We start from the raw sequence: 15,958 nt of genomic DNA on the forward strand, positions 1-15,958 counted from the left end.
TTAGCGCCACCTGCCTTTAACGCCACTTTATGGAACAGCCGATGGACGGGATCTGCTCGTCTGGCCCCCGTCCACTTTCGGCAATCTGCGCCATGGCCTCATAAAGGTCCCGGCGCAGGTTCTGTGAAGAGGCGTTCATGCGGGTGGCATCCAGGCGGCCCCGGTATTGCAGGCCAAGTGCAGAATTGAAACCGAAGAAATCCGGCGTGCAGACCGCGCCGTAGCTTCTGGCAACGCTCTGATCCGCATCGTGCAGATAGCGGAACGGAAAAGCATGGCGCTCGGCCATGTCCCGCATGTTGTCAAAGCCGTCGGCCGGATAGGCCTCTGCATCATTTGAGCAGATGGCCGCGACACCGATCCCAAGGGGTTTCAGGTCCTGGGCATCTCGGATGATCTTGTCGAGAATGGCCAGCACAAACGGGCAATGGTTGCAGATGAACATCACCAATGTACCGTTTTCCCCGGCCAGTTCCGTCAAGGTGTGGTGCCCGCCATCGGTTCCGGGCAGGGCGAATTGAGGCGCCTGCCAGCCGAAGTCGCAGACAGGCGGGTTGAGAGCTGCCATGGGGTCCTCCCGGATCTTGAACGCTTTCCGGCCCCAGAGGTAGCTGGGCGCCACGTTTTCTTTCCCGGGCAGTGTCGGCTTTTAACGCAGCTGTTTCAAGCCAGTCGTGCCGAGGGCCCTTGCAACGGTTCTTGAAAAAGCCCGGGGGACGTTTTTTTGACTTGCGTCCCGGTGCGAAGGGGCGCATATAGCGAGTGCCCAAATTCGCACGTGCCCGTGGCTGTTCATGGGGTGTTTTTGAGAAACATGTCTTAAGGGGCTGTTGCCAGAACAAACCGCCAAGGGGCGGGCAGCAGATCCGTACAGCTGAAAGCAACGACGTAAGAGGGCTTTTTTGGTCTCTGCCGGGGGTTCCAATCTCCGGCGTCACTGAAGAGGCACTTGTTACTTCCTTGCCCGACGTGCGGCTCGGTTCCTCCGATCCAATCAACGGCATTCCCGACGCGGGAAAGCGCAACGGTCTGTAATGAAGACCCTGTCGCCCAACCGTCGCTGCGCGCAACCCGGCTTCCGGTTCCATCCCGGGGGAGGCCCGGTGCGTTGCGCAGCACCCTGCGACGAGACCTGCAGCGCGCCGGCCAGACAGCCGATAGCCGCGTGGCTGTGGCCAGATGTGAGAGGGGGCTTCCCCATGAGTGAACGTATCCGTGATTTTCTGCGCCAGCGGGAGGGGGACGGCCCCTGCGTGGTGGTCGATCTCGACATTGTGCGCGAGAACTTTCAGGCCTTTGCCAAATCCCTGCCTGACACATCCGTCTATTACGCGGTCAAGGCCAACCCGGCCCCGGAAATCCTGGCGCTGCTGGAGCGGCTGGGATCCTCGTTCGACTGTGCCTCCGTGGGTGAAATCGAACTGGTTCTGGCAACCGGCGCGGCTGCAAGCCGGATTTCCTATGGCAATACGATCAAGAAGGAAAAAGACATTGCGCGTGCCTTTGACTATGGCGTCCGGCTCTTTGCAGTCGACTGCATTGAAGAAGTGGAAAAGATCGCCCGCGCGGCGCCTGGAGCAGGTGTCTTCTGCCGGGTCCTGTGTGACGGTGCGGGGGCCGAATGGCCGCTATCGCGCAAATTCGGCTGCGATGCGGACATGGCATCCGACGTCCTGGAACACGCCCACCGTCTCGGCCTTGCAGCTCACGGGGTGTCCTTCCACGTCGGCTCCCAGCAAGCCAACCTCGACGCATGGGATCACGCTCTCGCCATGGCGGCAGGGGTCTTTCAAGAAACCGCGCGACGCGGCGTCACGTTGAAAATGGTCAATATGGGGGGCGGGTTTCCCGCCCGCTACCTGAAAGACGTGCCAGGCGTGCCCACCTATGGTGAGGCAATCTTCCAGGCCCTGTGCCGTCATTTCGGCAACCGGCTGCCTGCGACCATCATAGAGCCGGGCCGGGGCATGGTCGGCAATGCGGGCATGATTGAAGCCGAAGTGGTGCTGATCTCCAGAAAATCCACGGGAGAAGAAACCCGCTGGGTCTATCTGGATATCGGCAAGTTCCACGGTCTGGCCGAGACCATGGACGAGGCCATCCGCTATCCGATCCGCACCCCCCGGGATGGGGATCGTACTGCGCCCTGTGTGCTGGCGGGCCCAACCTGCGACAGTGTTGATGTGCTCTACGAAAAGACGCCTTACGAGTTGCCGGTTAGTCTGGCGATTGGCGACAAGGTGCTGATCGAAGCCTGCGGCGCCTATACAACGACCTATTCGTCTGTCGGCTTCAACGGATTCGCCCCGCTGGAATCCTTCGTGATCTGATCGAATGCTATCCGTTGAGCTCGGCAAAAAGCCGCGTTGCGGCGCCGGAGACCCCGGTGCCGTAAAAAAAAGGCAGCAGGGCTTGAAATCTGTCGGAAAACCGGTCACTTCTAGCGAAAGGCGCAACAAGTGCGCCTCTGTGCAAGAGAACAAGACCTGCCGGACCCTTGGCGTTTGAAGGGCGGCGCAGAGACCGGAGACGACAAGATGACCGACGGCAGCAACGGCGGCACGCCGAAAAAACCGGCCCCAAAAGCGCCTGCAAAACGGAAACCTGCGGCAGCCAAACCGGCAGCGGCGAAATCTGCAGCGGCGAAATCTGCAGCAACGAAGACGGCGGCTGCCAAACCGCCAGCCGCCAAACCGGTTTCGGCGAAAGCTACGGCAAAACCGGCTGCCGCAAAGCCCGCATCCGCGAAGCCGGCGGCCACCAAACCACAGGCGGCCAAACCTGCTGCCCCCAAGCCGTCTGCTACAAAGGCGGCAGCGCCCAAATCTGCAGCGCCCAAGGCCTCTGCTCCGAAACCGGCCGCAGCCAAGCCATCTGTGGCAAAGCCAGCCAGGGCCAAAGCCTCAGTCAAGCCTGCGGTGGCAAAACCGGCTGCTTCCAAACCTGCTGCTTCCAAATCTGCTGCGGCGAAGAAACCGGCTGCTGCGAAGCCTGCCCCCGCCAAGCCTGCAACCGCCAAGTCGGCCGCTGCCAAACCCTCTTCTGCCAAACCCTCTGCTGCCAGACCTGCAGCCAAAAAGCCCGCCTATCCGGTCCACGGCACGATCACCGGTCCGATCGTGATGATCGGCTTTGGCTCCATCGGCAAGGGGACGCTGCCGCTGATCGAACGCCATTTCAAGTTCGACAAGACCCGGGTCACGGTGATTGATCCGGTGGCCACGGACGCCGAACTGGTGACCGGCAAAGGCTATAAATTTGAAAAAGCTGCGCTCACTCCGGACAATTACAAGGATATCCTGACCCCGCTTTTGAGCGAAGGGGAGGGGCAGGGCTTTGTGGTCAATCTGTCCGTGGACACGTCCTCTCTCGACCTGATGAAACTGTGCCGCAAACTTGGCGTTCTTTACATCGACACGGTGGTGGAACCCTGGCCGGGCTTTTATTTCGACGGTAAGGCCTCGGCGGCGGAGCGGACCAACTACGCCCTGCGTGAAGCGGTGCGCAAGGAGAAGAAAAAGAAGCCCGGCGGCACGACGGCAGTCTCTTGCTGCGGGGCCAATCCGGGCATGGTGTCCTGGTTTGTCAAAAAGGCGCTGGTGGATGTGGCCACAGAAACCGGCGTGACATTCAAGGAGCCGTCTGACCGCAAGGGCTGGGCCAAGCTGATGAAGAAGACCGGCGTCAAGGGCATTCACATTGCCGAGCGCGACACCCAGCGGGCAAAGGACCCCAAACCGGCCAACGTCTTCCGCAACACCTGGTCTGTGGAAGGGTTCCTGTCGGAAGGCTTCCAGCCGGCGGAACTTGGCTGGGGCACCCATGAAAAATGGAAACCGGCCAACGCCAAGAGCCACAAGAAGGGCTGCAACGCGGCGATCTATCTGGAACAGGCCGGGGCCGCCACGCGCGTGCGGACTTGGTGTCCGACCCCGGGGCCCCAGTTCGGCTTTCTGGTGACCCATAACGAGGCCATCTCCATTGCCGACTATTTCACGCTCGAAGACGGCAAGAAGGTTACTTACCGGCCAACCTGCCACTATGCCTATCACCCCTCCGATGATGCGGTTCTGTCTCTGGATGAGTTGTTCGGGGCCGCCGGAAAAGTTCAGGATACGCTGCATGTGCTGGACGAGGCGGAGATCCGTGACGGGATTGATGAGCTGGGGGTTCTGCTCTACGGCCACAAGAAAAATGCCTACTGGTATGGGTCGCAGCTGTCGGTGGAAGACGCCCGCAAACTGGCGCCTTGCCAGAACGCGACCGGTCTTCAGGTGACCTCTGCGGTTCTGGCCGGAATGGTCTGGGCGCTGGAGAACCCGGAGGCCGGGATCGTTGAGACCGACGAGATGGATTACAAGCGCTGCCTTGAAATCCAGATGCCGTATCTTGGGCCGGTGAAAGGCTATTACACCGGCTGGACACCTCTGGACGGCCGTCCGGGCTTCTTCAAGGAAGATCTGGACAAGAAAGACCCGTGGCAATTCCGCAATATACTGGTGCGGTAGGGTACAGCATCCTCAAAGTGTCCTCCGGACCTGGATGGTTCCGGGTGTATCTGATTGCGAATGGACTGGTTTCCCACTGCTGGCTCTGCTGGCGGTGGGTTTGTTATTTCCGGAATACTCTGACTTTATCTGGAAACTCAAAATTCCATTTAACCGTTTGAAATCTATGGTCTTTGATCGCGCCGTGCGCTCCGAATCATACCGGTAACACCGTCAGGGGGGCTTCAGGCGGGTGTGTCGGACCGTCTGCTCGAGAAAAGTTGATTGTCAAAAATTTCAATCGGCACAAATTAGCCTCGCTTTTCCGCAATCGATGCCGAATGTCCCGTGTCACATTCGGATCGAAATATGAAACCGATTTTGTATTGTCTTTTTTTCCTGTGTTTTTCCCTGCCCGTCCAGGCGGAACGGCTTCAGTTCGGCAATGTTCTTTATGAAATGCCGGAGAATTGGACTGGGGGCAAAGTTGAGCGAGGCACCAAGGTTCTGCTGCCACGGGCGCGGCTGAAGGACTGCAGGAGCTGCCGGATTTACCTTGGTGTCGGACAGGCAAAAGAAGGCAGTCTCGAAGCCTTTTTCCGGCAAAAGATTTCCGGAATGCTGAGCGAAGAAGACCGGGCAGAGCTTGAGATCAAGGTGGGGCCGAAACCGGAGAAAACCGCCGGGTTCCCGGGGCTTCTGGCGGCCTGGAGCGTCGGACGGAAGATTTATGTGGGCGTCGCGGTCGAGCTGCGGCAACGCTATGAGTTTGCCGCCTTCCGGGTCACCTGGTCCGGGCCGGGCTCTGCCGACAAGGCCACGCGCTATTTCGAGCCTTTCACGCGGAGCCTTCAATTTGTCAGCGAGGGCGCTGCGTCCTTGCTGGCGGACGCGCGCTCCGGATCGCTCTCCGGTGTCTTCCGTGGCTATTACATGGGAGTTGGTGTTGGGGCAGGGGGCACCGGGACCCTGGTCCCCAAATACAAGACGCTGGTGTTCTGGCAGGATGGCCATTTTTTCGACGGCACGCCGCCAGCGGGACTGGCACCGCTGGACCCGGACCGGCTGCTGGCGCAGGGGGTGACGCGTTTTGGTGTTTATGAGGAGCGCGGGCGCACTGTCCTGTTGACCTATGCGAGCGGGCGAACCGAGGAGATGACACCCTTGTCCGGTGGTGGCTGGAAGCTCGGCAAGCGGGATATGATCAAGGCCGAGGTGCTGCCCGATGGCAGCAAGGTTGCGGGGGTTGCCTCCAGCATGATGTTCGGCGGATTTACCCCCGGTTCCGGTGTCTCCGGCGCCACGGCTGCCTCTTCGGCCATCCGGTTGTTTGAAAACGGCAGCTACACCTCCAATACGGCCCTCAGCACCAGCGGGGCGTTTGCCGGCGGCGGAGGGTTTGCAGGTGGCGGCAAGAGCGCCAATGCAGGAACCTACACCGTCCAGAATGGCCTCATCCGCTTCACCGCCCTGGAGGGCAAGCCCATCGCGCCGCGCCTGATCTACCGGTATCTGGGCAAGACCTATGTCGGCGGCCGCGAACTTGAGTGAGCGGCCGGTCCCCTGGAGGGGGATGGCCTCAAACTGTCAATTGTCTTTCAGGGGAGGTTCAGGAATTCCATTCAAATTTCCGTTTTTCAGGAACCGCAAGGCGTCTGGTGGCGGCACGCGACCTGGCGCTATGGAGCCGGGTGCAGACAAGGGGGCCTCAGCAAAGCCGGAGCTTGAGCCAGGAGATGCGTATGTCAACGCCATCGGCGAGGCGCTGTTCATCTGTGCCGACCGCAAATGCACTGAGCGGGGACTGGAGAGCTGGGACAGTCTGGCCCAAGTTTACACCGTCGGAGATGGCTTTTTGAGCAACCAAGGATATCTCTATCACGGCGAAATGATTGCGGCATTCTCAGCTGAATTGTCCGAAGCTCCTCTGTGGCTGGATAACAAGGTTGTCGAATTCAGAGAGTTTTTGACCACTGCGACCAGCAATACTTTCCTGCAGCTTCTGATCCAGATGGAGCGGAGCTCCAAGCGGATCCGCATTGATTTCGAGTTTGATGATCGGGACAGGTGGTCCATCAATCCACGCAACTTGCGGAAAATGCGCGAAACGCTGAGGCCTGTCTTTTGACGGAAGCGCCGCGGTTCCAGCCCGCTGTGATGCGCTCCATGGATCGGCTCCGTGGATGTGGACCGGGGGCCTCTGTCCAAAGACAGGTGCGGTATTTCTTTTCAATTCTGACCGAGGACACAGTCATATGGCTTTCAGATTGCCCTTTTCAAAGAAACGCGGAACGCGGGCAGACGTCGGGGCCCGGAGCCTGCAGGAGGCCGACGCTGACGCCAGAAACGGGACTGGTGACGAGACTGGGAATGTGACTGACGGAGACATTGGCCTTGATGCTGGACCTGACGCTGGCCATGGCGCAGACGCAGGCTCCCCTGCTGGCGCAAACACTGAAACCGGCACAGGCTTTGGGGAGCGCCCCGGCCCTGGCGGAGGCAGCCGCCCTGAAAAAAGCATACAGCACGGCTCCGGCGATGATCTTGTTACCACGATTGCAGAGGCGGTGCGCATCTGTGCCGACAGGAAACTGGACGGGTGGGAGAGCCTGGCGCTCGTCTTTGATATCGACGGCGGGAGCCTTGCCAATTCCGGATTTCTTTACAAGGACGGCACTGTCCAGGCGTTTTCTGCGCGCCTGTCCGAAAACCCGAAACTGCTGTCTGGCAAAGTCCGCAAATTGAGTACCAACATGGTGGAGACTCTCGGCCAGAGCTTTTGCCAGCTGCTTCTGCAGATGGGGGAAGAGCCCGGACAGATCCGGATTGACTTCGAGTTTGAGGACCCGAAACGCTGGGCGGTGACTTCGGCAAATCTGAAGGCGATGCGGGAGCGTTTGCGGCCTAGGTTTTGAGGAGCTGCAAGGTCTGGGAATGGGAAGACTTTATGTTCATAAGTAGGCCTTTCTTCCGCCACAAGCGTCTCTTTCCAGTGCTGGCGGCGCTGCATGGGCTCATCCTGGCAGGAAGCTGCTTTGCGCTTGCCGGAGTGAGCGATGCGTCGTTTTTTGTCTTTGGATCGTCCTTCCGCTTGCCGCTCTTCTCTGTCGAAGTCATGGTTTTCCTTTTCTTTGCGCTGGCGCCGCTGGCTGTTCTTGTGTCCTATGCGGGGGTGGTGCCAAGACTGGCAGACTGTAAGGGCGCTTTCAAGGCTGTGGCCCTGGGCGCTGGGCCTCTGGTTCTGGCGGCGTTTTGGTGGCGGTCCCTGCCAGCGCATGAAGTGTGGCTGACCCTGCTTCAGGGGGTGTGTTTTGTTCTGGCCTGTGCCGCTGCCCAGAAGGTGCTGTACGCACCGGACCGGGACGGGGAACTGCCCGGGCAGGTCTTGCCGCCAGTCTCAAGAGCATTTTCTATCTGCCTTCTGGCTGCGGTGGCCGGGCTCTCCCTTCTCAAGACCGAATACGATCTCTTTCAGGCGAGGATCGAGGACGGGGCGGCGACGGAGGAGGTGGCTATGGGCTCTCAAGCCGGGTGGGACCAGGTCTCCGCGTTCTGGGACCTGATCCGGCCCGCCAGGGCAAAGCTGGATGGTGCCACCTTTACCAGAGTTCCGGACGGGCCCCTGCCGTCTGAAACGGTGGCCGGCCTTTTTCTGGACATGTGGTGCGCGAACCTTTCCAAGTGTGAAACGACCCAGATTCCCTTCAGCGATGTCAATGAGGGCAAACTGAAGTACACGGAATGGCGGGACCTTCAGCGCCAGCAGATCGCCGCTTTTGGCCGCCCGCGCTTGACGGAGCGGGACCTGCGGCGGGCGCATCTGGATGGCGCCAGTCTCATTCTGGTCTCTGCAGGAACGTATTTTTTGGACAGGCCCAAGAGGGTAACGGACTTTTCCGGAGCCTCCTTGCGCAACGCACACCTGATGGGCGGTCACTTTGTGCATGCGCGTTTCGACAGGGCGGACATGCGCGGGGCGGACTTCAGGCAGGCCAATTTGGGAGCCGCAAAATTGCGGTTCAGCTCCCTTGATGATGCGGATCTGTCCCGCGCATTTTTGAGCGATTCGAAAGTTCAGGGCGCCAGTTTGCGGCGGGTGCGGATCGACGACACGCGCATAACCAGCATGAGAGCGGATCTTGCTGACTTCAGCGAGGCGCGGATGACCGGAGTCACGATCTTTGGATCATATATGAGGGGCGTTCAGTTTCAAAAGGCGGAACTTGAGGATGTGTCGATAAATGGCGGCCAGCTGTCCGAAGGCAACTTCCGACAGGTGACATGGCGGGACTCCTACATAGCTGAAGCGCATTTGAAACAGGCCGACTTTTCCGGCGCACACCTTTTTGATATCTCCCTCTTGCAAGACGACTTCACCGCCGCGCGCTTCGACGGGGCGCATCTTGAAGAGGTTGGTTTTTTTCTATCGACTCTGGCAGAAACCCGCTGGCTGCAAGCGCGTCTGTCTGATGTCGAGTTTAAAGCGACGCGGCTGGCCGGAACAGCTGAGGCACCATTGTCCTTTTACGGCACCCGGATTTCAAATGTCCGTTTTCCCGGTTCCGCGCTGCGCTATGCGGATTTCAGCGGCACGAAGAACCTGGACTTTAGAAACAGCTTTGGGGACGGGTCCGTGATCTTGCCGGATGGGGTGGCGCGGCCCTGCCAATGGGCCAGTGCCGGAGAGGTTCTGTCCGACCGGGACTATTGGGCCCGCTGGCGGGGCTGGCTGGAAAGTTCGCCCCTGAAAGACAATCGCACGTTCTGGAACGGAAGGGCTCATAGGGAGCGCCAAGGTGTTGCGCCCGAAGGGTTCGAGCTGGTGGAGCCGATTGCGCCGCCGGCTGGATGCAACTGGTCCGGGCCGGCTGAAGGCGAATAGGTGCAAGGGGCAGGCCGCAGGTCCGTTTTGAGCGGAGACAGCAGGCTTGTCCGGCAAATGTCTATAGGCAAATCGCGTTTAAACGGGTTCTGATTTCCCTGTCTCTCGGCTGTGCCTCGAACGCGAAATCTGAAAAAGTCTGAATTCAATGAAACGCGATGCGCTCTCACCGCCGCAGACGGGGCTGCGGCGGTATGTGGCGCAAGGCCAGGCGGCGTCAGTCGCCGATTGGGTTGATGTCACCCATGAACCGGAGCATGTCGGCCATGGTAAAGTCACCGGGCTTTTGGGAGGGCAGGGTTGGGCGCCAGTTGGGCCCGCGTTGCCACAGATAGGACTGATGGTCCCCGTGAACCAGCCCGACCAGAACTTCGGAAATGAGGGTCGAGCCGACCGGGCCGAGCCGTTCGCCGCCTCCTTTGACGGCCGCTTCCTTGAGCACGTAATACCAGAGCGGGGTTTGGGTATGCAGGTCGAATTTCCTTGCGGCTGCGCCATCCGGACCGCTGGCAATCTCCTCTGACGTCATCGGATCGGCAATGCCCATGGCCGTCGCGATCATCTGGCCGGAGGGGAGGCCCAGATTGACCCCGCGCTTGAGGTTGCGAAAGGCCAGGTTGCCGCCATTTCCCGGCAGCTGGTGCAGTTCCCTGGCCAGGAACGCATCCAGTTTGCGGGAGGCTTGCGGCGGATGAGCCGCATCCACCTCATGGAAGCGGCGCCAGTCGATGATCCAGTTGCTCGGCAGGCTGGCAATGGGCAGCGGACCGGTTGGCGGCTGCGGCGCGAGCTCCCCGACGATCTGGCCGGACAGGCCGGTGAAACCGAACAGGAGATGAAAGCTAGTGTCCGTGAATATCCGGTTGTGATCGTAAACCTGCCGGACCATGGAATGGCCTAAGCGGTAAGCGGCGCCGGAAAATTCCACCGGCATATAGGGCAGTTTCTTGAACCGGTAGAACTTGCGGCCGTCATGCAGGATCTTGTCGACAATGCCAGGCATGGTCAGGCGGCCCAGAAAGTCGTGCAGGACGATCCATTGATAGTGCCAGGTCACTAGCCGCCGGGCCTCGTCGAACTGGTCTTCCTCGGCGACCCCGTCATCGGAGAGCATGTCGATGACCGCATTGTGGAATTTCAGGAAACTCAAATGGGTCTGGGCCACAAGCAGATTTTCATCGTTGCGGTGATCGCCAATCAGCGCGTGGCCTTCCTGGTTGCGCGGCAAATCATTGCGCAAAGAAGCGGATGTGCCAGGTCCGGGAACGGGCGTGGTGCGGCCCAAAAGCAGCTTCTTGTTGCGCCCGCCCTCCTGATTGCGCGCATACATATGCGGGCTGCCGTCCGGGCCCCTGCCATAGACGCTGTCGAGATCAAGGCTTGGGCTGCGGAAATTCTGCGTGGCCTGTGGATCGCGTGCCTTTTCGCCCAGAGAGGTCAGATCCAGGGTGATGTCATGGTCGATAAATTGGCCAAGATAGGTAAAGCCTGCCGGAATGTTGGCGTTGTCACCGGTCAGCTCGTCATTGTCGACCATGGCCTGGGCCAGTTCCTGCAGCGGTTCATCTGCGACGTTGAGCGCGGGCAGTCCGGGAAACATCCGTCCAAATTTGCCCGGATCGTCATGGCCGCTCAAAGTATCCAGAGAAGCGCGCGTAGGATGGCGTCCCGCACCACCGTGGTGGGGGTTCATATTAAGTTTTTGGGTCATTTGTCGCGTCCGTAAAATCTAGAATAGAATTAAAATGGTTGTATTTCAGAGTGAAAATAAATCGCGCAATCAAAATCACGCTTCCAAATTATCATAATTCATTTTTTTACTCTACGTAAAATTTTAATATAACTGCCAAGTGCCTGTCTTTTATACGGAATTTTTTTGATAAGTTCCCCGTTTTGAAGTGAAAACTACCCTGAACATTCTGTGGGAAGAGGACTGCCGGAATGACGCTATGTATTTCAGGAGAAGATCGCGGAGCGGTCCGGGCACCGGTTCAAACGGGTGCGCATTCAGATCGAGAACACAAGCGGCCGGCTGCGGATTGACTTTGAATTTGACGATCCCGCCCGCTGGGCAGTGTCCCAAAAAACCTGAACGAGGGACGTGAAGGGTTGCGTCCAAAGTTCTGGAAAGCAAATCGTATTTGATTGGATTTGTTTTTCATTGTCTCACATCAAAGATTTCAACGCGAACGACATAACAGTTTGACTACGGATGAATGCGTAAGATTCTAGAATAAATTGTATTAACTAAGTCTGCGCCTGATATGGTTCGGTGGCGTATCCGTCTGGAAAGGGCTTTAGCGCCTTAACCATAGCCGCATTCCTTTGCGGGATTGGGCGGGCGGAAGAGCCCTCAGGATTGCGCTTTTCAAAGCGGGATGCTAGATGATTTCTGTATTTACAATGAATACGTAGTAAAGTGTAGTGGATATTAAATGTCTGAATTTTCAGAGAAAATTAGAAGTATTATTGCGCGGGACCTTAACCTTGCGACATGGGTGATCACGCCGGATACGCCATTGGGGCGTTTGGGGGCGGATGATCTGGATGCCATCGGCCTGATCATGGCTGTGGAACGGGAGCTTGGGATCTGCCTGCCCAACGACGCATTCCGCTCTCAGGATTTGCCGGATGGGGAATGGACCTTCGGCCGATTTGTCCAGGCCCTAGAGAGTTTTGTAAGCCCGGATCAGGGGGGCGTTTCTGCCCGCCCGCAGGTGGAAGAGGTGCTTCAGCCCGCCTGACCGGACAGGTGCTTCCGTCCCTTAGGGCAGGCCGCAATCAAACGGATTTGCCGCCGGATGAGAGCGGTCCGCGCTAGATCAGGAGGCGGACCACATTGATCGCCGCGGCCTTGCCCTTGACATGCTGCGGGCCAATCGGTTCCTGTGCGATCTCCGGTCCCAAGGATCTGGCAATCTGCTCTGAGGCCAGAATGACGATATCGGCAGCTGCGTCGATTTCCTTGCCCAGGCTTTCCAGCCGGGCGGCCGCATTCACCGTATCGCCGATCACCGTGTAGTTGACCCGTTCGGGCGCCCCGATATCACCTACTACCAGCGGTCCCATATGAAGCCCGATGCGGATGCGGACGGGCGGCGCGCCGCGCGCCTGTCTGGCCTGATTGTCCGCGCGGATGGCGGTGGCCATGCCGAGGGCAGCCCTGGCGGCTGGCAGGGCCGGATCGTCAAGACGTTCCGGAGCGCCCCAGAAGGCCATGACGCTGTCGCCGATATATTTGTCGATTGTGCCGTTCTGCTTCGTGATTTCGGCCCCGAGAAGGGAGAGGTGATGGTTCAGGAAGTCCGCAGTCTCGCTGGCGGACATGCCTTCACTGGCCGGCGTGAACCCGGCAATGTCGGTAAAGAGCACCGCAACGGTGCGTTCTTCCGGCGGGGCCTCGGCCCGGCCTTCTCGCAACAGTTTGCGCACCAGAGTGTGCGGCACATAGCGGTTGAAAGCGGTCAGGCCGCCCACCATTGCGTTGAAGCCCTGGGCGAGGTCGTCCAGTTCCCGGATGACGGAGGCGGGAAGGGGTTTCACATCGTCCAAATTCAACCCGGCGACTGCCTTTGCCGCCGTTGAAGCCCGCTGCACAGGTCTTGCAATCCTGCGGGCCAGAAGCACGGCTCCGCCCAGCGAGAGCACGAGAAGGCAAAGCCCGACCACAAGGGCAAACAGCAGCTGGTGGATCGGCTGGTCCAGGAATTCAGAGGGAAAATGCACCCCCAGCCGGGCCGGGAGGCCAAGCAGGGGCTTGTCGTTGTTGCTGACAATGATGAACCTGCGGCTGCCGGTCCGGTCATAGCCGCTGCGCAGCTCCAGCGTATCGTCCAGATCATAGGCCTTGTTGGGTATGCGCTTCATCTCGTCATAGTTGGCCAGAAACAGGTCGGTGATCTGGCTGACATGAAGAAGCGGCTTGTCCGCGCTCAGATGCTCGAAGCTCTCGTGAAGTTGCGGGTGGGCGACAATGTTGCGGGAGCCCTTTTCCATCAGGAAGACAGTGATGTCGTCGGTGGAGATGTGCCAGGTGATTTCCGAGATCCGCTCCAGTGACATGCCGACCATGAAACTGCCCTTGTAGGTGCTGCCCCGGTAGAGTGGCTGGGTATAGACGAAATAGGTGTGCCCCCGTTCCGGCATATAGAGCGGGGGGCTCCAGAAAGGCTGCTGCTGGCGGCCAGCTTTCTCTGTGAGCGGTAGGAGGCTTGCGTATTCCTCTGCCAGATCCAGTTCATCTCCCAAAAGATCTCCGTCCGCGTCCCCCCGGTCGACATCGACGCCGTGGCCGGTCTCGTTCACGAGCACCAGAAAGGACACCCGGTCCTGGGGCGCTAGGGCTCCATACAGATAGGTGATCATGAGGCCGGGTTCCTCGAAGGCCAGTTCCCGGGCCGCCCAGCTTGCCTTGGTGTAGTCGCCGGTCTCCAGAACGGCCTGAAGCTGTTCGGCAAAGGCGGCTTCTGCGGAATCGATCCCCAAATCCACAAGCCCGCCGCCCAGTTCCCGGATCACTCTTTGCGAGGTAAAGGCCTGGATGATCAGGATTGATGCTGCGGTGAGCACCACAAAGGTTCCGATCACTGTGGCCAGGGTGGGCGTAATGAAAAGCTTGTTGCGTCGAATCACGGGACAGGCCCCAGCAGGCGGACAAAAAAGACCCCGAAACTTTGCGTGTTCGGGGTCTTTGTTCAAGTGCCTTGATACAGCTGCGTCAGGAGGCTTTTTCCGGCGTGTCGAACTTGTGTCCGTAGTCGACCGCAATCTCGTAGTCCGGATCTTCCAGAACGGAGACCTCGACCAGACTTCCGGCCTTGTCCAGGAGCTTCTGGCAGTCCGGAGACAGGTGGCGCAGATGCAGCCGTTTGCCTGCGGCTTCATATTTGGAGGCGAGCGCGTCGATGGCTTCCAGACCGGAATGGTCGACCACCCGGCTGTCGATGAAGTCGACCACCACGTCTTCCGGGTCATTTTGCAGATCAAACAGGTCCGTGAAGCCGGTTGTGGAGCCGAAAAACAGCGGGCCGGACAGGCGGTACACTTTCCAGCCTTCCTTGCTGGTGCCGATCCGGGCGCTGATGCGGGCCGCCGCGTTCCAGGCATAGGCCAGCGCGGAGATGATGACACCAACCACCACGGCCACCGCCAGATCCGCATAAACGGTCACACAGGTCACGATCACCATCACCAGCGCGTCGATCAGGGGGATCTTGTGCACGATTTTCAGGCTGGTCCAAGCAAATGTACCGATCACCACCATGAACATGACACCGACAAGGGCCGCCACCGGGATCTGTTCGATCAAGGGCGAGGCGATGACGATGAAGGAGAGCAGGAACAGGGCCGCGGCAATGCCGGAAATGCGGGTGCGGGCGCCGGACTTCACATTGATCATGGACTGGCCGATCATGGCACAGCCCCCCATGCCGCCGAAAAAGCCGGTCACGATGTTGGCCGTGCCCTGGGCGACGCATTCCTTGGAGGCCCCCCCCTTGGTGTTGGTCATGTCAGCCACCAGATTCAGCGTCAACAGGGATTCGATCAGGCCGATGGCGGCCAGGATCACCGCATAGGGCAGGATGATTTCCAGCGTTTCCAGGGTCAGCGGCACCATGGGAATGTGGAAGGTTGGCAATCCGCCCGCGATGGACGCCAGATCCCCGACGGAGCGGGTGTCCAGATTGAAGCCGAGCACGAGGGCGGACACGACAAGAATGCCTGCCAGCGGGGCCGGGAACGCGGTGGTGATCTTGGGCAGGAACCAGATCACGGCCATGGTCAGCGCCACAAGGCCGAGCATCAGGTAAAGCTCCGAGCCGCCCATCCAGGTGAGGCTGCCGCTGCCATCAGGCACTTTGAACTGGCCAAGCTGGGCCAGAAAAATGACGATGGCCAGTCCATTGACGAAGCCAAGCATGACCGGGTGTGGCACCATGCGGATGAACTTGCCCCATTTCAGAACGCCGACGCCGATCTGAAGAATGCCCATGAGGACGACGGTGGCGAAGAGATATTCAACCCCATGCTGGGCCACAAGAGAAACCATCACTACGGCCAGCGCGCCGGTGGCGCCGGAAATCATGCCCGGGCGGCCGCCGATGCAGGCGGTGATCAGGCCGATGAAAAAGGCGGCGTAAAGGCCGACCAGCGGGTTCACCCCGGCGACAAAGGCAAAGGCTACAGCCTCCGGGACAAGCGCCAGGGCAACTGTCAGGCCGGCCAGCAGCTCGGTCTTGATGCGGGCGGCATCGAGCTTTGTTGAGGAAGCAGGCTCTGCGGCCTGGGCGCGTGCGGACAAGATGGGCTCCGATTTTTGGTTCTTAAATGCGGCCGTTGCCCAAGAGGGGAGGACGCAAATTGGTTGATCTAAATCAATTGAGGGCGTTCTAATTGATTTGTTGCATCGCAGCAAGAAAAAGTGGGAATACCAGCCATGCAGCCGAGCAGGTAAGTCAGGCATGTTGACTGTCAAACCTCTTCTTGTCCGAGCTGATTGCAGAGAGTCAAGTCATTCGAATGCCAATATCCTTCTGGAAAGCTGGAAGAATATTGTGTGCGTTCCTTTCAAATGCATTTTGTGCTGTTT

The 15,958-nt window shown here is 59.2% G+C and carries 11 protein-coding genes; 7 read left to right on the forward strand and 4 right to left on the reverse strand.

Annotation, left to right across the window (positions count from 1 at the left end; all coding sequences use genetic code 11):
* Window positions 1–16 precede the first annotated feature (16 nt).
* Window positions 17–568 carry a thioredoxin family protein gene (locus ACXAH0_RS08915; RefSeq protein ID WP_475190627.1) on the reverse strand — a complete coding sequence of 184 codons (552 nt, stop codon included), beginning with the start codon at window positions 566–568 and terminating at the stop codon, window positions 17–19.
* Between the two features lie 631 nt (window positions 569–1,199).
* On the opposite strand from ACXAH0_RS08915, the gene ACXAH0_RS08920 reads away from it, so the two are divergent.
* From ACXAH0_RS08920 to ACXAH0_RS08945, 6 genes are all read left to right on the forward strand, one after another.
* A complete protein-coding gene (locus ACXAH0_RS08920; RefSeq protein WP_475190384.1) occupies window positions 1,200–2,330 on the forward strand; it encodes a type III PLP-dependent enzyme in 1,131 nt (376 codons plus the stop codon).
* 792 nt (window positions 2,331–3,122) lie between these two features.
* The gene (locus ACXAH0_RS08925) at window positions 3,123–4,508 is read left to right on the forward strand and encodes a homospermidine synthase (RefSeq protein ID WP_475190631.1); all 1,386 of its coding nucleotides are present in this window, start codon (window positions 3,123–3,125) and stop codon (window positions 4,506–4,508) included.
* A gap of 348 nt (window positions 4,509–4,856) precedes the next feature.
* Window positions 4,857–6,038 carry a hypothetical protein gene (locus ACXAH0_RS08930; RefSeq protein ID WP_475190386.1) on the forward strand — a complete coding sequence of 394 codons (1,182 nt, stop codon included), beginning with the start codon at window positions 4,857–4,859 and terminating at the stop codon, window positions 6,036–6,038.
* Window positions 6,039–6,060: 22 nt separating this feature from the next.
* Window positions 6,061–6,615: a hypothetical protein gene (locus tag ACXAH0_RS08935; protein ID WP_475190391.1), complete on the forward strand. Its 555-nt coding sequence runs from the start codon at window positions 6,061–6,063 to the stop codon at window positions 6,613–6,615.
* A gap of 127 nt (window positions 6,616–6,742) precedes the next feature.
* The gene (locus ACXAH0_RS08940) at window positions 6,743–7,402 is read left to right on the forward strand and encodes a hypothetical protein (RefSeq protein WP_475174377.1); all 660 of its coding nucleotides are present in this window, start codon (window positions 6,743–6,745) and stop codon (window positions 7,400–7,402) included.
* A 32-nt stretch (window positions 7,403–7,434) separates the two neighbouring features.
* On the forward strand, window positions 7,435–9,369 hold the full coding sequence (locus ACXAH0_RS08945; RefSeq protein ID WP_475190395.1) for a pentapeptide repeat-containing protein: 1,935 nt from the start codon (window positions 7,435–7,437) through the stop codon (window positions 9,367–9,369).
* 217 nt (window positions 9,370–9,586) lie between these two features.
* On the opposite strand, the gene ACXAH0_RS08950 is transcribed toward ACXAH0_RS08945, so the two are convergent.
* Window positions 9,587–11,080 (reverse strand): peroxidase family protein, encoded by a 1,494-nt coding sequence (locus tag ACXAH0_RS08950; RefSeq protein WP_475174381.1) that lies wholly within the window; start codon window positions 11,078–11,080, stop codon window positions 9,587–9,589.
* A gap of 724 nt (window positions 11,081–11,804) precedes the next feature.
* Here ACXAH0_RS08950 and ACXAH0_RS08955 point away from each other — a divergent pair.
* Complete coding sequence (locus ACXAH0_RS08955) at window positions 11,805–12,113, forward strand: phosphopantetheine-binding protein (protein ID WP_475190399.1); 309 nt, start codon at window positions 11,805–11,807, stop codon at window positions 12,111–12,113.
* Window positions 12,114–12,186: 73 nt separating this feature from the next.
* Here ACXAH0_RS08955 and ACXAH0_RS08960 read toward each other — a convergent pair whose 3' ends face one another.
* Both ACXAH0_RS08960 and ACXAH0_RS08965 read right to left on the reverse strand, forming a co-directional pair.
* Window positions 12,187–14,001, reverse strand: coding sequence for an adenylate/guanylate cyclase domain-containing protein (locus ACXAH0_RS08960; protein ID WP_475190401.1), 1,815 nt, complete (start codon window positions 13,999–14,001; stop codon window positions 12,187–12,189).
* A gap of 85 nt (window positions 14,002–14,086) precedes the next feature.
* Entirely contained in the window at window positions 14,087–15,670 is a 1,584-nt protein-coding gene (locus ACXAH0_RS08965) for a SulP family inorganic anion transporter (protein WP_475190403.1), read from the reverse strand.
* Window positions 15,671–15,958: the final 288 nt, after the last annotated feature.

This window comes from Roseibium sp. AWQ4_290 (genome assembly GCF_056160985.1).